The sequence below is a fragment of the Nocardia concava NBRC 100430 genome (assembly GCF_000308815.1).
GTDB lineage: Bacteria > Actinomycetota > Actinomycetes > Mycobacteriales > Mycobacteriaceae > Nocardia > Nocardia concava.
This window is the reverse complement of sequence record NZ_BAFX01000203.1, coordinates 15,951-34,343: the sequence shown is the minus strand read 5'-3', so window position 1 is coordinate 34,343 and position 18,393 is coordinate 15,951. Positions and strand designations below refer to the sequence as shown.

The window sequence follows — 18,393 nt, the reverse complement described above, 5'->3', positions numbered from 1 at the left end:
CATCAGCTGAGGTGGACCCACTTGGCGATGCTGGGGACGCCTGCGGAATTGACCGCGAAGAGCATGTAGTAGCCCGATGGGGCGATGGCGGGGTTCTCCGGAACTGCCACGGACAGGCCGGAATCGGTGCGCGTGACGGGGAGGTCGACGATTCGCTCGTTGGTGTCGGTGACGTGGGTGATCGCGGCGGGGGCGAGTAGGCGCAGGGATTTCACGTCCGCCGCGGCGGGGACCTCGGCCAGGGTGGAACCCACCGTGTAGTCGAAGGATTCGCCGCGGCGGATTTCGGCCGGGCCGCTGGTGATTACCGGGCGCGCTACCGAGCCACCGTCCGGTTTGTAGAGGTATGGGGGTGTGTAGATTTCGATTCGGCGCTCGAACTTGCCGGGGAGGGTGTTCTTCTTGTCGGCGAACAGGGGGTTGGAGCCGTCGGTCATGATTTGGCCGGAGGGCAGGAGGACCGCCGTCGAGTGGTAGTCGCGGCCAACCGTCGGGTCGGCCATGGGGCGGAGGCCGCCCTGCTGGTCGAGGAGGTAGGCGGAGAGGATGTCGCTGGATCCGCGGCCGCGGTAGTCGTTGGCGCCGTTGGTGATGAAGACGTCGCCGCTGGGCAGGGGGACCAGGTTCGGGTAGCGGGTGCCCTGGGGGAGTACCGCGAGTGGCTCGAACTTGGGCGCGGCCGCCTTCAGGTCGACGATGTCGATGCGGCCGGTGGACAGGGACGAATCGCCCACGCCGCCACCGCCGACCACCAGCAGCCGCTGGTCCTGCACCGGCCCGAGCCAGGTCGAGGATCCGGTCTCGAGCATGTTCGGGTCGCGCAGGCCGGGCACCAGTTGGAACGAATTGTCGGTCAGATTCCAGATTCCCGGATCGCGATGCTCCTCGGCCGGACCCCAGCCGGTGGTCGGTCCGCTGAAGAACAACCGGTCGGCTACCGCGGTCTGGAATACCGCGGGATAGGTGGGCAGAATGCGGCGCAGATCGTCACGCTCGACCCATTTCTTCGTCGCAGGATCGTAGATCTCGGTCTGCCCGTCCAGAATTCGCCCGGCCCCGTCCAGCCCGGAGGTGACCATCACCCTGCCGTCGGCCAGCCGGGTGAGCGTCGGATACCAGCGGGCGTAATTCATGCTGCCCACCGCCTCGTAGGTCTCCGTCCACGGATTGAACAGATACGAGGCGTCGATGCCCTGGTATTCCTTCTTCTTCAACGCCATTTCCGGCGCGAAGCCGTACAGATTCTGCTGCTGGGCGAAGGTCAGCCCGCCGATCATGTAGTGGTCGTTGCGATCCCAGGTGCCGTCGGTGCCGGTGGCCTCGGCCGAGACGTACACATTGCGGTCGGTCGCGGAGACTTTGTAGGTGACCGGATCCTTGACGGCGGGCGGCACGGTGATATCGCGATCGGAGCGATACACCTTCCCGCTCTCCTTACCCGTGAATGTCGTTCCCTTGGGTAGGATTCCGGGGTGATCGGGATCCTCGTTGCGGATCGTCATATACCCGCCGGCATGGGTGAGATTCTCCGGCAGCACCTCGTAACTGCCCGTCCCGCCCGCGATGAGAATGGTGCCGTCGGCCAGATAGGCGTGATCGGAACAGAACAGGTCCACCGGCGTATCGATGCGCTTGGCGGTCCGCGTCTCCGGATCGAAGATCAGCGAATTGTAGACGGACTTATCGGAATTGTGATGATCGTTGCCGCTGCCCGCGATGAGCAGCACCTTGCCGGTCGGCAGCACGATCGAGTGAATGATATTGGCGTCGACATCCTTTGGCAGCGAGACGACCTCCCAATAGCCGTAGCGCGCCTTGTAGGAATCGGAATTGATGAGCCGATTGTGCTGGAATCGGTGATAGAGCGCCGCCACCGTCGCGGTGGTCGCGATCGCCAGCGTGCCGACCACGACCACGGTCACCACCCAGCGGACGAATCGGGTCGGCGTCTTCTTCAGCACGCCCGCTCCTCCTCCCGGACTTCGACGAGCTCGAATTCGGTGGCGGGCTTGGTCTTCCGGCGCGCACTCCAGGCCACGAACAACGGGTTGAGCCGCCACACCAGAATCGGCGCGGCCGAGATCAGTGCCCCGAACACCGGCCACATGAGGGTGGCCGCGGCCGCCCAGCCGCGCATGGTGGTGAGCACGGCGACGGCGATGTAGAACACCAGCCACATCAGATTGAGCCGGAAGGTGAACCAGCCGTCACCGGTGCTCTTGGACCCCTTGGGCGTCACATCGAATCCGACCGGCCGCCGCAGCAGGCATTTGATCAGTGAATTCGCATACACCGGCGCGGTGATGACGCTCATGAACATGCCGTAGACGCCCCACGAATTACTCGTCTCGTAGGGACTCACATTGTGGCGGCGCACCCACGTGTACAACATCATCTGGCTGACCGACGCCCAGCCGTAGAACAGGAACCAGCTGTCCGGCGACACCACCGCGCCACTGACACCGAACCAGCTGAAGATGGCCACATTCGCCGCACCCAGCAGCCACACCGCCCCCATCACCGGATAGAACGCCATCAGCAGCAGGTAATGCGCGATCCGCGCGGGGGTCCGCCACATGCGCAGCATCTGAATGACGAACGGACCGAACAGCATATGCTCGATCGCGCCGCGCGCCCAGCGATTCTGCTGCTTGTAGAAATCACCCCACGAAGCGGGCCCTTCACCGTGAGCCAGCAGATCCGGGGTGTACACGCCCTTCCAATGCCGCCCGGTCTCCGGATTGCGCTGCGGCAGAATGGCGAAACTGGTCGCCATATCCTCGGTAATGGACGGCTGGATACCGCCGATCTCGCTCAGCACGCTCATCCGCACCGCATAACTGGTACCCACCAGCATGGGCGCGCCGTGGGCATTGGCGGCGGTCTGGATCAGGCTGTGGAAGACGAACTGCTGGCTCTCGGCCAGTTTCGCCACCACATTCTCCTCGGCATTCGCATACGCCTGCGGCCCCGCGACATACGCGACATCGGGATCGTTGAAATAGCCGAGCATCCGCTCCCCGAATTCGGCCATCGGCTTGTGATCGGGATCGATGCCCATGACCACGTCATAGCGGGGCAGATCCGGATCGGTGCGGATCATGTCCAGCCCGGCATTGATATTGCCGAATTTGGTGCGAGTTTCGAACGGGCCCTTGCGCTGATGGTATTCGGCGCGGCCGCCGCGGGTCAGATACCGCACCCGATTGCCGAGGCGGCGATCGACCGCGGCCACCAGCTCGCGCACCTTGCCGGGGTGGTCGGGATCCCCCTCGTCCAGCACGAACACATCGAAAACTCCCGGATGGCGATGGCGAATATCCTTGGCCGCCAGCAGGGTTCGCTCCAGCACCGCGATGTCCTCGCTGCGCGGCACGAAGGTGATGAGCAGCGCCACGTTCAAGCCCGGGCGGGCCCGGATGGGCACCGGTTTGCGCGCCAGCGCCGTCGTCAGCGACATCGCCAGCACCAGCGCGAATCTGATCACCTCCACGGTGACCACCAGCGTCACCATGATGATGGCGATGGCCCCGAACTGCTCGTACTTGTCGGTCGCGCCGAGGCCGTTGTCGACCAGCCACAGCACATACCCACCGCCCAGTCCGGTCGAGACCAGCGAGAGCGCGACCGTCAGCAGCCGCCGGCGTCTGCCCTCCAGATGACGGAACGACACCACATCGCCGACCCCGTCGAGCACCTCCCCGGTGACGGTCGCCTTGACCCTGCGCGACGCTTCCAAATCCTGTGCACTGTACGAACTTTCGGTATCGTTCGATTCGGTCCGACGCGGACCGTAGACACCCGAAAAAACCACGGACAGCAACGTATCCCCCCCTGCTGAAGCGGGCCCCACACGAACTTTCGTTCAACGCCGAACGCCTCTGCCAGAGATTAGCAGAGCCGGCACCATCACGCGGTTCGATCCAATTGGGCCGCAACGCATTCCGGCTATCGAACGGCTACTCTCCCGTGCTCGGCCGCACTGCCGCCCCACGTGCCCGGATATTCGCTGCCGGCACCCATTCTGTTTCACCCGACCTGCGCCGACCCGCCTATCGCAGGATCGGCACCACCGCCTCGGCGGGCCCGCGGCCCGTGACCGCCTCGATGAATGCCGTCGACGGCGGCACGGCGGCAAGGATTTCCACGCTGCGGCGCAGGGCGGCCTCGGGTGGGGGCGGCCCGCCGATCGCCGCGATCAGGTCCAGCAGATGCACGGTCGCCTCGACGACGCCGACCTCGGCCAGCGCCCGGAAGCTGACGCTGCCCAGCACCGGATGCGCGATACCGGCCGCGGGCTCGGCCTCCGACAGCAGGGCGAGCATGACCGGACCGTTGGTCAGGAAGTAGTCGATCACGGTCGCGGGCCCGGCCACCGCCTCCTGCCGCGCCCGCTCGGCGACATCGGCGGCCATGGTGTGCGCCGCGCCGCCGGGAAGATTGAACCGCCGCAGCATGTCCGGACCGTCGACTACCAGGGGTTCGGCCACGTGTGGGCCGCGCAGGTGGTCCAGCACCGACGGACCCGGCGCCACGTGCGCGAGCAGGTCCCGCACCGACCATCCGGGGAGCCGGGTCGGCGCCGCCCACTCGTCCTCGGTCAATGCGGGCACCCGTCGGGCCCATGCCTGCCAAACCTGCTCCAGCACTGCGATGTCCATGCGAAACCCCGGTGCGGTCGTCGGTGACTCCATTATGGTGCCTACGCTCGGAGCCGTGACCACTTCCAAGATCGTTCTCGTGACCGGAGCCGGATCCGGGCTGGGCCGGGCCTTCACCCATGCGCTGACCGCGGCCGGGCATCAGGTCGTCGCGGTCGGGCGGACCGCCGCGACGCTGGAGGAGTCGGTGGCGAGTGCGCCCGGACCCGGTGCGGCGGAGGCGTTCCCGGCCGATGTCACCGATCCCGCAGCCGTGGTCGATCTATTCGCGCACATCGTGGAGCGGTGGGGGCGGCTGGATGTGCTGGTGAACAATGCCGGAATGTTCGGGCCCACCAAGCCCATCGACGAGGTGTCGGTGGACGAGTGGAAGCAGGTCGTCGACGTCAATCTGACCGGTTCGTTCCTGTGCGCGCAGGCGGCGTTCCGGTTGATGAAGAATCAGGACCCGAAGGGCGGGCGGATCATCAACAACGGATCCATCTCCGCGCACACCCCGCGCCCGCACGCGGTCGGCTATACGGCGAGCAAGCACGGCATCACCGGGCTCACCAAGGCCCTCGCCCTGGAGGGTCGCGCGCACAATATCGCGGCGGGGCAGATCGATATCGGCAATGCCGCAACCGAACTCACCGCGGGCATCGCGTCGGGCTCGCTGCAGGCCGACGGCAGCATCCGGCCCGAACCCACCATCGACGCCGCGACCGTGGCGCGGGTGGTGGCCCAGCAGGTCGAGCTGCCGTTGGACGTCAATGTCCCGTTCCAGACCGTGATGGCCAACGGCATGCCCTACATCGGACGCGGCTGAGCGCCTGGTTCAGGCCGACCGCGCTCACCGGCTGAGCGCGGTCACCTGCTCCATGTGCGTGTGCTTCTCCGGATTGCGCACCGAGTACAGCCCGGTGATGAGCCCGTCGTCGATGCGCAGCGCCAGCACGGTGTCGATCTCGCCGAGCCGCCGGATGAGCAGCGCCGGATGCCCGTTGACCATCGAGGTCTCGAACGACACGTCCGGGCCGAGCGTCGACCAGCCCTTGGTGAACAGCCGCGCCACCTTGTTCGCGCCGATGATCGGCTGCGGCAGCGCCGACCGGATCCCGCCGCCGTCGCCGAGCGCCACCACATCGGGTGCGAGCAGATCCAGCAGCGTCTGCAGGTCCCCGGTCTCGACCGCGCGCTGGAACGCGTCGAGCACCTCGCGCGATTCGGCCGCCGACACCGCACCCCGCGGCCGCCGCGCCGCCACATGCGAGCGCGCCCGGTGCGCGATCTGCCGCACCGCCGCCAGGGTCTTGTCCACCGCCTCGGCGATCTCGTCATAGGGCAGATCGAAGACCTCGCGCAGCACGAACACCGCCCGCTCGGTCGGCGTCAGCGTCTCCATCACCAGCAGCATGGCCATCGAAACGCTCTCGGCCAGTTCGACATCCTCGGCCACATCCGGCGCGGTCAGCAACGGCTCGGGCAGCCACGGCCCCACATACGACTCCTTGCGCCGCCCCAGCGTCCGCAACCGCCCCAGCGCCTGCCGCGTGGTGATCCGCACCAGATACGCCCGCTGATCGATCACCGTGTCCAGATCGACCCCCGTCCACTTCAGCCACGTCTCCTGCAGCACGTCCTCGGCGTCCGCCGCCGACCCCAGCATCTCGTAGGCAACGGTGAACAGCAGATTCCGGTGCGTGACGAACGCTTCGGTAGCGGCCGTGGTCATGGGTGCTCCCATCTCCTTCTCGGGCATGTCACCACTAGACACCACAACCACCCATCCTGTGACACTCGAACAAACGTTCTACTCGAGGTATCGTACCGCCCCATGCCGGAACTCTCCCGCCGCGACTGGGCGACGATGAACCTCAAAGAGGTCCAGCGCCAACTCCTGAAGGCCGCCTCCTTCGGCAAGGTCCTCTCGCCCGAACAGCTCGAGAACGCGGCGGGCAAGATCGGCGAGGGCCTGCGCATCTTCCTCGAGGAAACCGACAGCCTCGAGTAGCGGGTGGCGCTCGAAGTCCGCGCCGATATCCGTGGCGCGGTGGGCGGGTGTTCAGTAATCTCGTGGCCCGAAGGGGAGTTTCGGGTTGGGGGAGTGACGCATGCGTGCACGGTGCCGTCGATCGTCCATGGCCGCAATGGGTTTGGTAATACTGGTCGCGGTCTCGGCTGGATGCGGCGAAAGCCCTGGTGAGACACAGGATTACGGTCCCTATCCCGCGCGGCGGGTGGACGGTGACTACGACCGGGCACCGAGTGCGGCGCGCGGGATTCTGGTGGAATCGCTGCGGCTGGGCGAGCACATGGTCTCGCCTACGAGTGTCGACCCGGAGCTGTCGGCCGGTCGCGGCGGCGGTGTGCTCCTCGATTTTCAAGGCCTGGCGGATTCGCAGATCAGCCCGCAGAAGACGGTGCTCGGGCATTACACCCTGCTCGGCGGCTTCGAGACCCGCGCGGCGAACAGGGCGTATCTGGACAAGAACACCCCGGGGAAGTCGCTGTCTGTGGAGGTGTTCGCCTTTCCCGATGAGCAGACCGCGATCGTCGCCGCTGCCGACCTGGAGCACGCCGACTTCGCCGACAAGACCGACAATGCCCCGGTGGCAATCGATTCCGTGCCCGGGTCGCTGAGCCACTGGCGGCCCGGCGTGCCCATGCTGAGCAGTTGGCTGGCTTGGAAGACGCTCGTCATCCGGGTGGTGGCCGAACGGCCCGACCCGGATCTGGGCGAGCTCACCGACCGAGTGGCACGCGCGTTCGGGCAGCAGCAGATCGCGCTCGCCTCGTTCACCGCGACGCGGCTGCCGGACCTGGCGAGACTCTCGCTGGACCCGGACAACCTGTTGCCGCGACTGGTCAAGACCGGCGAATATCAGCCCGACGCCACGAAATTCGCCGTCTACGGCCCCCGCGCCTACGCTGTGCTGTCGACCAGCCCCGCCGCCGACACGGCCGAATACGACGAGCGCGGGGTCACCGCGATCGCGGTGTCCTACAACAAGCACCTGTTCCGGGCGCGCGACCCAGCGTCCGCGACGGAACTGGCCCGCTGGCTCACCGATCGGGACAGCGCCTCGCGTTATCGGTCCCTTCCGGGTGTGACCGGACGGTCCGGCATCACGTGCTCGCAGGCGACCGCGCCGGACCCGCTCGTCACCGAACCGCGCCGCTACCGCTGCCTCGTCGTCCGCGACGCCCTCGTGGCCGTGGTGTACGGCAATACCGGCACCGAGGTGCGGCAGTTGGCAGCCGCGCAGTACGCGGTCATGGCTGATCCGAAATGAGGACGGCATGAAACCCCTGACGCCGCGCGATCCCCGCTGGCTCGGACGCAACCGCATGATCGCCGTCATCGGCCGGGGCGGCATGGGTCGGGTCCTGCTCGGCCGGGCGCCGACCGGAAAGCTGGTGGCCGTCAAGCACATTCACCAGCATCTGGCCGATGACCCGGGGTTCCGGCTGCGTTTCCGCCGCGAGGTCGAGGCCGGGAGGCAGCTCACCGGCGCGTACACCGCCGCCGTCGTCGACAGCGATACCGGATCGGAAAGCCCGTGGTTGGCCACCGAGTACGTGGCCGCGCCGGATCTGCGCGCGGTGGTCGAGCGGTGCGGGCCAATGCATCTGGGCGGGCTGCGGCTGCTGGCCACCGGGCTCGCCGCAGCGCTGGTGGAGATCCACCGGGCGGGGCTGGTACACCGGGATCTGAATCCGGGCAATGTGCTGCTGACCGAGGATGGCCCGCGCGTCATCGACTTCGGTATCGTCCGCGCTCTCGAGAGTGATGATCCGCAGCTCACCGCCACCGGTGGGGCCATCGGTTCACCCGCGTACATGGCACCCGAGCAGGCCGAGGGCGCGGCGGCCACCCCCGCTGCCGACCTGTTCTCCGCCGGCGCGATCCTGACCCTGGCGGCCTCCGGCACGAGCCCGTTCCCGGGGAACTCGACGCCGCAGGTGCTCTACCACGTCATGCACTCGCCCCCGGATACGCAAGGGGTCCCGCCGTCGCTGCGCGAGCTCGTGAACGCCTGTCTGGCACGGGATCCCGCGCGGCGACCGACCGCGCAGCAGCTGCTCGATGCGGCCGCGCACCTGCCCGCCGAGCCGGTGTGGCCCGAACCGGTGCGGGCCACTATCGCGGCGCACCGCGCCGACTCGGACTGGTGGGCCCAGACCGCCGAGCGCGAGGCGAGCTACCGAGATGAACTGGAGCGCCTGCGCATTCGCCGCCGCGACCGCATCAGGTGGTTGGCCGTCGCGACGGTCGCCGTGCTGGCCCTGTCCACATTCGCTGTCGGAGTGGGGCATTGGGCGCGGTCCCCGGGGCACGCGGTGCCCATGGCGGACCCCTCGCTCACGGTCACTCCCGCGGAACTACGCGAGCTGGATGGCTGCGCCCTGATGGACCGAGCGCTGCGCGACACCTTCGGCACCCGCAGCAGTGATCTGGAGACGTTCGGTACCAACGGTTGCGAGACCGACTACACCGACAAAGACAAGGGTAAGAAGAACTTCACGCTGTTCGCAGCTCTGCCGTCGAAAGAAGTGCTCGCTCACATGATTCCCACGGGCCGGACCGTGGCCTGGGCGCCGATCCTCGAAAGCAACCGTCCGCCCGACCACCTCTGCGAGCGCGGCATGATCCTCCCGAACAGCGAGCAGGACGGATTGGAAATGTGGGTCCAGGGCACCGGAAGCGACGACGAGCTGTGCGCGGCAGCCGAAGCCTCCCTGACCGCGGTCGTCGAGCAGCTGGCTCGGTACGCGCCTCGAAAACACTTGCCCCAGAATTCGATCCTGCGCGTGGACCCCTGCTTGCTCCTCGATCCCACCCTCAGCCGGACCCTCGCGGGTGATCCGGCCCGGCGCACCGACACCGTCGATCAGTGCCTCGTCGAAGGATCGGATTTCTCGTTCCTCGTCCGGTTCAGTGAGGAGTTGCGGCCGGATATCAGCGTCAGCGGCGAGGAGATCAAGACGAGGTCGATCGGCTCGGCGACCGCGTACGTCAATCAGAGCGAAACGCACACCGAATACTGCAACCTGAAATACATCGCGCGACTGACCACCGGGAACCAGGCGGAGGTCGTGGAGCTCAACCTCAACCGGTGGACGGGCACGAGCGATTCGTGCGACAAGGCGGCGCAGTTGCTCGCCGACGTCCTGTCCCGGCTGCCGAAATCATGAGGCAGCCACTGGCCGCGGGTGATCCGGTCGCGATCGGCCGCTACCGCACCCTGGCGAAACTGGGCGCGGGCGGTATGGGCCGCGTCCTGCTCGGCGCGGGCCCCGACGGGCGGCTGGTTGCGATCAAGCAGATTCACGCGCATCTGATGGACGAGCGCGAATACCGCGCCCGCTTCCGCCGCGAGGTCATCGCCAGCACCCGGGTCTCGGGGGCCTTCACCGCGGCCGTCATCGACTTCGACGTCGACGGAGATCCGCCCTGGCTGGCTTCGGCCTTCGTGGCCGGAATACCCCTCGACCAGGCGGTGCACGACTACGGTCCGCTGCCCGTACCGGCGGTGCGTGCGCTCGCGGTCGGCCTCGCGGTCGCTCTCGGGGACATCCATCACGCGGGCCTGGTACACCGGGATCTCAAGCCCGCCAATGTCATCCTCGCCCCCGACGGACCCCGGGTGATCGATTTCGGGATCGCGCAGCTGACCGAGGCGCGCAGCGGATTGACCGAGACCGGCTCGGCCCTGGGCTCTCCGGCGTACATGTCGCCGGAACAGGCACTGTCGCAACCGATCACCCCGGCCAGCGATATCTTCTCGCTGGGATCACTGCTGGTCATGGCCGTGACCGGAAGGGCGCCGTTCACCGCGGCGTCGATGGCCTACACCCTGTTCAATATCGTGCACACCGAGCCGGACCTGTCGGGTGTGCCGCCACAGTTGCGGCCCTGGATAGCGGCCTGCCTGCACAAAGATCCCCACCGGCGGCCGACACCGGGCCAGTTGCTCGATTACCTGGGCCGGTTGGCCGACGGTGTCGCGCCGTGGCCGCCACCCGTGCGGGACGCGATCCAGCGTCAGGCGACCGAACTCGCCGGGATCACCGCCAGTCCCGATGCCACGCTGGTGGTTTCACGATCGGGCACCGGTACAGGCTTTGCGGCGCGGCCGGGCACGGTGGCCGAGGAGCGCACGCGCCGGAAGCGCCGGATCGGGGTCGGCGCGGCGGTGGTCTCGATAGTGGCGGCCGTGGCGGCGGGTTCAGCCTTGCTGGTGTATCCCGAAGGCGCCGGTCACCATACGGCTCCGGCGCCGACATTGGCCCAGCTTCGCAATGCCGATGTCTGTGAGTGGGCGCGTCGGTCGTTGCCCGCCGAGGTGCCTTCCGATTCCACCATGTCGCCCGACCCGACGACCTGGGTCTGGCAGACCTCGGAGAATTTCGGCTGTTCTGTGGGCTCGGGCAATGAATTTCTCTCGATCCACGCGGGGGAGTCGACCACCCTGGCCACCACCGCCACCGGCGCGATGGTCGATGGCTTCCCTCTCCTGGCCGACAGCGGTTCGATGATCGGTGTCGGATGCTATCGCGGTGTGGACCTGTCGGGGTCCGGGCAGCACTGGGGGATTCTGTTCCAGGTCGAGGATTCCGCTGATTGCGGTTTCGCACAGGAGATTCTGTCCCGGATGGTCATGTCCCGCCATGCGATCCCCACGCAGTCCGACCCGGCGTCGGCGGCTACGCTCGATGCCTGTGAGCTGATCACCCGCGAACAGCTCAGTGCCTTGATAGGGCAGCTTCCCGAGCGGCCGGCCACGGTCACCGCGCATTCGTGCGAGTGGAAGGGCGCGGCGACCGTGACGACCAGACTCCTGAAGTGGGACAAGACCTACGGCAAGTACTCCTCTACCGTCGACCTCGGCGACGGCCTCCAAGGGCTGGCAAACAATGCCGACGAATCCGACGCCGCCACCTCGTGCGCGCTCGATTACCCCTATCGGACCGTCGGAGCCGACCGCGAGATGCTCGAGGTAATGATCAGCGGCAAGCCGGTGGGGAGTTCGAGCGTCTGTGCGACCGCCAAAGCGGTTATGAAGGCTGAGGTTGCTCGGCTTCCGAAGGTGAAGTGACGGAACGGGTTCCGCGGAGGAACGAGCAGGCCAGGCAGACGAGGCCGAAGAAGACGTAGCCGAGGGCGACCTTCGGGGCGGCGGCCCAGGCCACCTCGGGGGCGTGGATGAGGCCGATGAAGCTGAGGAGGGCGCCGACCGCGGAGGCGAGAGCGGCTGCGCGGAAGCGCTTTTCGAGGATGAAGGTGACCATGGTGCCCAGGACCAGGCCCGCCAGGACCGCGCCCTCGCCGAGGGTTCTCAGGCCGTCGTAGACGACTCCGGCCTGGCCGAGCGCGCTCATGCCGACCTTGTCGGCGGTGGTGCCCGCCGCGGACAGGGCGTTGTCGATCTGGCCGACACCCCATTGCGCGAGGTTGGGCAGCAGGGCGGCCACCACCGCTACCGCGTGCAGGCGGGGGACGGCTTGGAAGGCCTGGGCGCCGATCAGCAGGCCGATGTAGAGCAGGATGGGCACGATCGCCGGGATGGGGAGCAGGGTGGCGAGGATGCCGAAAAGGCCCAGCAGGCACATCAATCCGATGATCGCGCCGGAGGCCAGGGAGTAGCCGGTGCGGCCGCCGGCGTCCTTCCAGCCGGGGTGGCCGATGTAGACGGCGGGCGGGAAGGGGGAGCCGAAGCCGGAGCCGATGATGGCGCCGAAGCCGTCGGCCAGCAGGACGCTGCGCAGGTTGTAGTTGTCGCCCGCCGCGGCGGCGCTCTCCACATTGCTCATGGCCTCGGTGAAGTTGTAGACGCCCAACGGAATCGCGGTCGCGAGCAGCGGACCCAGATGTGAGAGTCCGTCGAAGAGCAGGTGCAGCCGCAGATCCGGCAGTCCGAGCGCGATGTCGTGCGCGGCCTTGGAGACATCGGGCACCGACATGTAGCCGCCGATCCAGCCGATGGCGGTGCCCACCAGCAGTGCGACCAACCCGATCGGAACATTGCCCGGCAGGCGCACATCGGTGAAGAAGCCGATGAGGATGATGGCCAGCACCGGCAGCCCGATCCAGGCCGCCTCCCACATCTGCGCGGCCGGACGCATGGAGATGAACGTGATGGAGATGCCCGCCAGAGTGCCGAGCATGGCCGCGCGCGGGGTGATCCGGCGAATGTAGGGGCCGACGAACGCGCCGATCATGACGATCACGCCGATCATGAACGCCCAGGCCAGACCGGCCGACCAGGCCCGCATCGGATCATTGGTCTTCAGGTAGATCGGCAGCATGACCACGAACACGACGATGAACATGTGCGGCACGCTCGGCCCGTACGGCAGGGCGGTGACCGTCGTGCGGCCTTCGCGGCGGGCCAGTCGCCGCGCCAGCATCATGTAGTAGAGGTTGCCCAGCACCAGCGCGACCCCGAGCGCGGGCAGGACGGTGCCGAGCACGTCGTGGCTGGGGATCTTTACCACCGCGATGGTCAGCGTGGTCAGGGTCAGGACATTGACGAGGATGTTGAACGACAACCCGAAGAAGGCATTGGTGTCGCCGCGGGTCCACCACGGCAGCGACAGCGGTGCGGCACTGCCGGTTTCACCGGGCAGCTTGGTTTCGACGGACATGGGACTTCCTGTTCACTGGGCCGGGCTGGGGGAGAAGGTGAGCGCGCCGCGGACGGCGGCGGAATCGGCGACCCACCCGAAGATGCCGCCCTGGGCGGCGATCATGGCCAGGCCCACGCGCTGGAACTCCGGGAAATACGAACCGACGCAATCGGAGACGACCAGGCATTCGTAGCCGCGGTCATTGGCCTCGCGCACCGTGGTGTGCACGCAGACCTCGGTGGTGACACCGGTGACCAGCAGGGAGCGGATTCCCTTGCTCTCCAGCACATCCGAGAGTTCGGTGGCGTAGAACGCGCCCTTGCCGGGCTTGTCGATCACCACCTCGCCCGCCAGGGGCGCGAGTTCGTCGACGATGTCGTGGCCGTATTCGCCGCGGATCAGGATTCGCCCGAACCGGCCCGGGTCGCCGATGCGCTGGGAGGGGTTGCCGCGCGACAGTTTCGCGGGCGGGCAGTCCGACAGGTCGGGCAGATGGCCCTCGCGAGTGTGGATGACGGGGATGCCCGCGGCCCGCGCGGCGGTCATGAGCGCGGCCAGCGGTTCGATGACGGTGCGCAGCAGCGCCACGTCATTGCCGAGGCTCTCGCCGAAACCGCCGGGGAGCAGGAAGTCGCGCTGCATGTCGATGACGAGCAGTGCGAGGGTGCTCGGGTCGAAGGGGAAGTCGGTGGGCTGGGCCGGAATGCGGTGCGCTGCCGTCATGGTCGTTCCTTCTGTACGAGACGGAGGTTCGGGTGGCGCGGCTCGTCGAGCGCGGCGCGGCGCGGCTCGTCGAGCAGCCGGGCGGCCGCCGCGAGCACGGTGTCGTCGGTGCGGGCCGGTCCGAAGACCATGGCCGCGAGCGGGCGGCCGTCGGCGGTCATGCCCACCGGCACCGAGATCGCCGTGAGATCCAGCAGATTGCCGAAATGGGTGTAGTGGCCGAGGGTGGTGTTGGTGGCGATGGGATCGGCCAGCACCTGGTCCACGGTGAAGGTGGTGCCGAGGGTGGGGACCACCATCACGTCGAAGTCGCTCCACATCCGCGCCACCGTGGCGCGCAATTCCTGCAGCCGCTGCTGGGCGCGGAAGACGTCGACGGCGGTGAATCGGAAACCGCCGGTGAGGATTTCGCGGATCACCGGCAGGATCGACTCCGGTTGTGCGGCCAGGAACGCCTCGAACTCGACGAGGCGCTCGGCCACCCACGGGCCCTGATAGAGCAGCTCGCCCGCCGCCAGGAAGGGTTCCAGCGTGGTCGGCACGCAGTCGAATCCGAGCCGCCCCAGCCGATCCCGCACACCCATATGCGCGGCGCGGAACAGTTCGTCGCCGAAGAACTCGAGCTCGGTCACGTCGGGCAGCCCTATCCGCACGGGTCCGCCGCCGAAGCGCAGTCCGCGCTCCCGGCTCCACGGATCATCGGGATCGACGCCGGCAATGACGTCGAACACCCGGTCCAGATCCGCCACCGTGGTCGCCATCAGCGTCAGGCAGTCCAGCGACTTGCACGCCGGGACCAGGCCGACCGTGCTGATCAGCCCGCGCGAGGGCTTCCAGCCGAGGATCCCGTTGAGCGCGGCGGGCACCCGGCCCGACCCGGCCGTATCGGTCGCCACGCAGAACGGCACCTGGCCCAGCGCCACCGCGCGCGCCGAACCGGAACTCGAACCGCCGCAAATCAATTCGCCGCCGAAGACGCTGCGCGGAATCGGATACGGGGTGCGGGTGCCGTTGAGCCCGGTCGCGAACTGGTCCAGATTCGTCTTGCCGACGAACAGCGCGCCCGCGTCCAGCAGGCGCTGCACGGCGGGCGCGGTCTCGGTGGCGGTATAGGCGAAATCGGGACACGCCAGCGTGGTAGGCCAGCCCGCCACATCGATGGAATCCTTCACCCCGAACGGCACGCCGTACAGCGGCAGCGTGCGCGCCCCGGGGCGGCGCTCGATCTCGGTCGCGTCGGCCAGCAGCCGCTCGCGCGGGACCGGCGTGATCCAGGTGCCGTCCGCGCCGCGCGCCTCGATGGCGTCCGCGACCCTCGCGGCGGTATGCGTCGGTGAGCCGCTACCGCTTTCGTGCGAGGCCAGAATCTCCGCGACCGTGGGACCGGGGTTCAGCATCTGTCGATTGTCGACAGAATGTGTGAAATCGGAGGTGTCGCAATGTATCCGCTGTGTTAGCGGATATCGAGATCCAGATACGCGAGTTCCCCGTGCCGCAGCAGGGCGGCGCGCGCGACGGCGGCGTCTCCGGTCTCCAGCGCCGCCAGCAACTCGGCATGACGGCGAACACCGTTGCGGCGCTGCGCGATCCGCGCCTCGGTACGCAGGTTGCGGGCCATCGGCAACTGCAGCTTCAACAGAATGGGTTCATAGGCCAGATCCAGCTGCCGGTTGCCCGCCAGCGCCACGATGGCGGCGTGGAAGCGTCGATGGGCATTGTCACGCTCGAACAGATCCTCCGCGGCATCCGCGGCGCGCATATCCTCGAGCGCGGCCCGCACCGCGTGTAGCGGATCCCCCTCGGCCGCAAGCGGAAACGCGGATTCGATGGCGTGCCGTTCGAGCACCCGCCGCAGTTCGAACAGCTGCAGAATGTCGGTTTCCGACCAGACCGCCACCCGGAACCCGCGCCGCGGCAGATGCTCGATCAGCCCCTCCTGCGCCAGCAGCCGCAAGGCCTCCCGCACCGGCGCGCGACTGGTCCCCAACCGCGCGCACAGCGCCTCCTCACCGATCCGCTCTCCGGGCTCGCGCTCCCCGCTGAGCACCTCGGCACGCACCTGCCGCGTCGCCATCTCCACCAGGCTCGGCGGCAAAACCGCCCCATTCATCCGCGACACCATGTCACGAGATTATGCTGACCGGTTCGTCACGGCCTGTCGTGCCTGGTCCGAGACTTGCTGCGGCGGAAGGGCTGACGATTATGCGGGTGTCTGGTCGAGCTCGGCGACGAGGTCGAGGGCTTGGGCCAGGTTGGTCAGTTTGGCGTCGACGGTTTCGCCCGCGGGGTAGAGGCGGACGGTGTCGACGCCGACGTCGCTCCAGGTTTGGAGGCGGCGCTTCACCATGTCGGGGGTGCCGATCAAGGTGGTGGCGAGGATCATCTCGTCGGTGACGAGTTCGGTTGCGCCGGTACGGTCGCCGGATTGCCAGCGGTCGCGGATCGCCTCGGTGACCTCCGACCAGCCCTGGCGGGCGTAGGCGGCGTTGTAGAAGTTGGTCTTCGCGCTGCCCATGCCGCCGATGCTGAAGGCCAGCTCCAGTTTTCGGCCCGCTATGTGGCGGGAGACGGCTTCCTCGTCGTCGAAGAGGGCCACCTCCGCGCCCTGGCAGACGTCGATGTCGGCGCGGGTTCGACCGGCGGCCTTCAGACCCGCGTCGAGGTGGTCGAAGTAGGCGTTCGAGCCCTCGGGGACGAAGCTGGTGCCCAGCCAGCCGTCGGCCAGTTCGCCGGTGAGTTCCAGCATTCTCGGGGACATGCTGGCGATGTAGATGGGGATGTCGGTGTTGGCGGGCATGGACAGGCGCATCGGTTTGCTGTTGCCGTCCAAGGGGATTCGGATGGTTCGGCCCTGGAAGGAGATCTTCTCGCCGGACCAGGCCTGGCGGATGACCGTGATCGTCTCGCGCATGCGGGTCAGGGCCCGGGCGAAGGGGACGCCGTGCAGGCCCTCCATGACCTGCGGGCCGGATGCGCCCAGGCCCAGCAGGAAACGGCCGCCGGAGAGTTCGGCCAGGGTCAGCGCGGCCTGGGCGATGGCGACGGGGGAGCGGGTGCCGAGCTGGATGATGCCGGAACCCAACAGGATTCGCTCGGTGCGGGCGGCGAGATAGCCGAGCGCGGAGGGCGCGTCGGAGCCCCAGGCCTCGGCCACCCAGCAGATATCCAGGCCCATGGTGTCGGCCTCGCGGACGAAATCGATGACCTGCCGGGAATCGCGAGAGAGTTCGACGGTGGTGGCGGTGCGCATCAGCGGGTGGCCTCCTCGACGCGGCGCTTGATCTCGGTGACCACGGTGGTCATGGCGGATTCGAATTCGCGCATGCGGACGAAGACGATCTTCTCCTCCTTCTCCGGCATGGCGTCGATGGCGACGCTCAGGCCCGAGCGGCCCGGGCCCATACGCACCCACTGCCGCAGCGTGGTGCCGCCGTTCGCATCCTCGAGGGTGAAACGCCAAGTGGCGGACGGGTTCTCGGGATCGGCGACCGCCCAGGCGAAAACGTGCGGCGGATCCCACTCCACGACATGGGAGGTCGTCGACCATTCCCCGAGGGCCGCGTGCGAACTGGTGCCCACGAAAGTGGCGCCCACGCCCGGCGGGGTCTCCGGTGAAACCCACTGCGCCGCTTGCAGTTCCTCGCTCAATTCCGGCATCAGCGTGATATCGGAGACGAGCGCCCACACCCTCTCAGGGGGTGCGTCGATCCAGATCTCCGCCTGTGCTGTCGGTCCGTCGGCGTACTTCGCGCCCGTCCACTCCATGCACTGGATAGTCACATAAATAGACTAAGCAGGTCAACGATGGTTATTTGGTTTCCTGCCGGGCGAAGCGCGCCACGATGTCGGGTCGCTCCCGCAACCGCTCGGGATAGCCGGGGCCCATGCGCAGCCGCGACTCCTCGATGGGCACCGGCTGCTCGCAGTGCTCGCACACCACCTTGAGCTGGGTGTCGTGACCGCAGGCGGTGTGGTTCAGCACGACCGGCGGACCGTCATCGTCGGCGAGCCAGCGGTCACCCCAGCGCGACATCACCATCAGCACGTCCCAGAAGTCGCGCCCCTTCTCGGTGAGCACGTACTCGTACCAGACGGGTTCGCTGTGATACGGCCGCTTTTCGAGCAGTCCCTCCTCGACGAGCCGTTTGAGGCGATCGCTGAGCGTATTGCGGGCGATCCCCAGTTCCTGCTGGAATTCGTCGAATCGCCGCACGCCGTAGAAGGCCTCGCGCAGCACCAGCGGTGTCCACCAGTCGCCGAGCAGATCCATGGTCCGGGCCACCGAGCAGGGCCATCGCGCGAAGGACGTACGCTTCATTCCCCGAGAATACTGGTCTCGCAACAGGACCATGCCGGACGGCATCGGTGCAGGTCACGGCTGCCGCGAAAGGATTGA

Annotated in this window: 16 protein-coding genes; 5 read left to right on the top strand and 11 right to left on the bottom strand. The window is 67.6% G+C overall.

The window, feature by feature from the left end:
* Positions 1 to 2: 2 nt before the first annotated feature.
* From glxA to ON43_RS40195, 3 genes are all read right to left on the bottom strand, one after another.
* On the bottom strand, positions 3 to 1,961 hold the full coding sequence (glxA, locus tag ON43_RS40205; protein WP_051180114.1) for a radical copper oxidase GlxA: 1,959 nt from the start codon (positions 1,959 to 1,961) through the stop codon (positions 3 to 5).
* A complete protein-coding gene (locus ON43_RS40200; RefSeq protein ID WP_051180113.1) occupies positions 1,955 to 3,739 on the bottom strand; it encodes a glycosyltransferase family 2 protein in 1,785 nt (594 codons plus the stop codon). The genes glxA and ON43_RS40200 overlap by 7 nt, the downstream gene beginning before the upstream one ends.
* 313 nt (positions 3,740 to 4,052) lie before the next feature.
* Positions 4,053 to 4,661, bottom strand: a complete 609-nt coding sequence (locus ON43_RS40195) for a maleylpyruvate isomerase N-terminal domain-containing protein (RefSeq protein WP_040816160.1) — start codon at positions 4,659 to 4,661, stop codon at positions 4,053 to 4,055.
* A 55-nt stretch (positions 4,662 to 4,716) separates the two neighbouring features.
* On the opposite strand from ON43_RS40195, the gene ON43_RS40190 reads away from it, so the two are divergent.
* Positions 4,717 to 5,469, top strand: coding sequence for an SDR family oxidoreductase (locus ON43_RS40190; protein ID WP_040816158.1), 753 nt, complete (start codon positions 4,717 to 4,719; stop codon positions 5,467 to 5,469).
* Between the two features lie 24 nt (positions 5,470 to 5,493).
* Here ON43_RS40190 and ON43_RS40185 read toward each other — a convergent pair whose 3' ends face one another.
* Entirely contained in the window at positions 5,494 to 6,375 is an 882-nt protein-coding gene (locus ON43_RS40185; RefSeq protein ID WP_218003516.1) for an RNA polymerase sigma-70 factor, read from the bottom strand.
* A 102-nt stretch (positions 6,376 to 6,477) separates the two neighbouring features.
* On the opposite strand from ON43_RS40185, the gene ON43_RS45360 reads away from it, so the two are divergent.
* The 4 genes from ON43_RS45360 (at position 6,478) to ON43_RS40170 (ending at position 11,743) form a co-directional block, all read left to right on the top strand.
* The gene (locus ON43_RS45360) at positions 6,478 to 6,654 is read left to right on the top strand and encodes a DUF6374 family protein (RefSeq protein WP_157514423.1); all 177 of its coding nucleotides are present in this window, start codon (positions 6,478 to 6,480) and stop codon (positions 6,652 to 6,654) included.
* A gap of 136 nt (positions 6,655 to 6,790) precedes the next feature.
* Positions 6,791 to 7,936, top strand: a complete 1,146-nt coding sequence (locus ON43_RS40180) for a DUF7373 family lipoprotein (RefSeq protein WP_157514422.1) — start codon at positions 6,791 to 6,793, stop codon at positions 7,934 to 7,936.
* Positions 7,937 to 7,943: 7 nt separating this feature from the next.
* Complete coding sequence (locus tag ON43_RS40175; protein WP_051180109.1) at positions 7,944 to 9,839, top strand: serine/threonine protein kinase; 1,896 nt, start codon at positions 7,944 to 7,946, stop codon at positions 9,837 to 9,839.
* A complete protein-coding gene (locus tag ON43_RS40170; RefSeq protein WP_040816154.1) occupies positions 9,836 to 11,743 on the top strand; it encodes a serine/threonine-protein kinase in 1,908 nt (635 codons plus the stop codon). The genes ON43_RS40175 and ON43_RS40170 overlap by 4 nt, the downstream gene beginning before the upstream one ends.
* Here the strand turns inward: ON43_RS40170 and ON43_RS40165 are convergent.
* The 7 genes from ON43_RS40165 to ON43_RS40135 all read right to left on the bottom strand — a co-directional run bounded on the left by ON43_RS40165 (position 11,703) and on the right by ON43_RS40135 (position 18,315).
* Positions 11,703 to 13,292 (bottom strand): SulP family inorganic anion transporter, encoded by a 1,590-nt coding sequence (locus ON43_RS40165; protein WP_040816152.1) that lies wholly within the window; start codon positions 13,290 to 13,292, stop codon positions 11,703 to 11,705. The two genes, ON43_RS40170 and ON43_RS40165, sit on opposite strands and share 41 nt — an antisense overlap.
* 12 nt (positions 13,293 to 13,304) lie before the next feature.
* Complete coding sequence (locus ON43_RS40160) at positions 13,305 to 13,997, bottom strand: cysteine hydrolase family protein (RefSeq protein ID WP_040816151.1); 693 nt, start codon at positions 13,995 to 13,997, stop codon at positions 13,305 to 13,307.
* Entirely contained in the window at positions 13,994 to 15,394 is a 1,401-nt protein-coding gene (locus ON43_RS40155; RefSeq protein ID WP_040816150.1) for an allophanate hydrolase, read from the bottom strand. Before ON43_RS40155 ends, ON43_RS40160 begins: the two co-directional genes overlap by 4 nt.
* A gap of 56 nt (positions 15,395 to 15,450) precedes the next feature.
* Entirely contained in the window at positions 15,451 to 16,107 is a 657-nt protein-coding gene (locus ON43_RS40150; protein ID WP_063712723.1) for a GntR family transcriptional regulator, read from the bottom strand.
* Positions 16,108 to 16,197: 90 nt separating this feature from the next.
* Positions 16,198 to 17,247 (bottom strand): LLM class flavin-dependent oxidoreductase, encoded by a 1,050-nt coding sequence (locus tag ON43_RS40145; RefSeq protein WP_040816148.1) that lies wholly within the window; start codon positions 17,245 to 17,247, stop codon positions 16,198 to 16,200.
* Positions 17,247 to 17,762, bottom strand: a complete 516-nt coding sequence (locus tag ON43_RS40140; RefSeq protein ID WP_040816147.1) for an SRPBCC family protein — start codon at positions 17,760 to 17,762, stop codon at positions 17,247 to 17,249. Before ON43_RS40140 ends, ON43_RS40145 begins: the two co-directional genes overlap by 1 nt.
* A 43-nt stretch (positions 17,763 to 17,805) precedes the next feature.
* Entirely contained in the window at positions 17,806 to 18,315 is a 510-nt protein-coding gene (locus ON43_RS40135) for a winged helix-turn-helix transcriptional regulator (protein WP_040816145.1), read from the bottom strand.
* Between the last annotated feature and the right edge of the window lie 78 nt (positions 18,316 to 18,393).

Excerpts from the sequence above, each read along its gene's own strand:
- ON43_RS40195 (WP_040816160.1), bottom strand. The coding sequence starts at position 4,661 with ATGGACATCGCAGTGCTGGAGCAGGTTTGGCAGGCATGGGCCCGACGG.
- ON43_RS40185 (WP_218003516.1), bottom strand. The coding sequence starts at position 6,375 with ATGACCACGGCCGCTACCGAAGCGTTCGTCACGCACCGGAATCTGCTG.
- ON43_RS45360 (WP_157514423.1), top strand. The coding sequence starts at position 6,478 with ATGCCGGAACTCTCCCGCCGCGACTGGGCGACGATGAACCTCAAAGAG.
- ON43_RS40180 (WP_157514422.1), top strand. The coding sequence starts at position 6,791 with ATGGGTTTGGTAATACTGGTCGCGGTCTCGGCTGGATGCGGCGAAAGC.
- ON43_RS40175 (WP_051180109.1), top strand. The coding sequence starts at position 7,944 with ATGAAACCCCTGACGCCGCGCGATCCCCGCTGGCTCGGACGCAACCGC.
- ON43_RS40170 (WP_040816154.1), top strand. The coding sequence starts at position 9,836 with ATGAGGCAGCCACTGGCCGCGGGTGATCCGGTCGCGATCGGCCGCTAC.
- ON43_RS40165 (WP_040816152.1), bottom strand. The coding sequence starts at position 13,292 with ATGTCCGTCGAAACCAAGCTGCCCGGTGAAACCGGCAGTGCCGCACCG.
- ON43_RS40160 (WP_040816151.1), bottom strand. The coding sequence starts at position 13,997 with ATGACGGCAGCGCACCGCATTCCGGCCCAGCCCACCGACTTCCCCTTC.
- ON43_RS40155 (WP_040816150.1), bottom strand. The coding sequence starts at position 15,394 with ATGCTGAACCCCGGTCCCACGGTCGCGGAGATTCTGGCCTCGCACGAA.
- ON43_RS40150 (WP_063712723.1), bottom strand. The coding sequence starts at position 16,107 with ATGAATGGGGCGGTTTTGCCGCCGAGCCTGGTGGAGATGGCGACGCGG.
- ON43_RS40145 (WP_040816148.1), bottom strand. The coding sequence starts at position 17,247 with ATGCGCACCGCCACCACCGTCGAACTCTCTCGCGATTCCCGGCAGGTC.
- ON43_RS40140 (WP_040816147.1), bottom strand. The coding sequence starts at position 17,762 with ATGGAGTGGACGGGCGCGAAGTACGCCGACGGACCGACAGCACAGGCG.
- ON43_RS40135 (WP_040816145.1), bottom strand. The coding sequence starts at position 18,315 with ATGAAGCGTACGTCCTTCGCGCGATGGCCCTGCTCGGTGGCCCGGACC.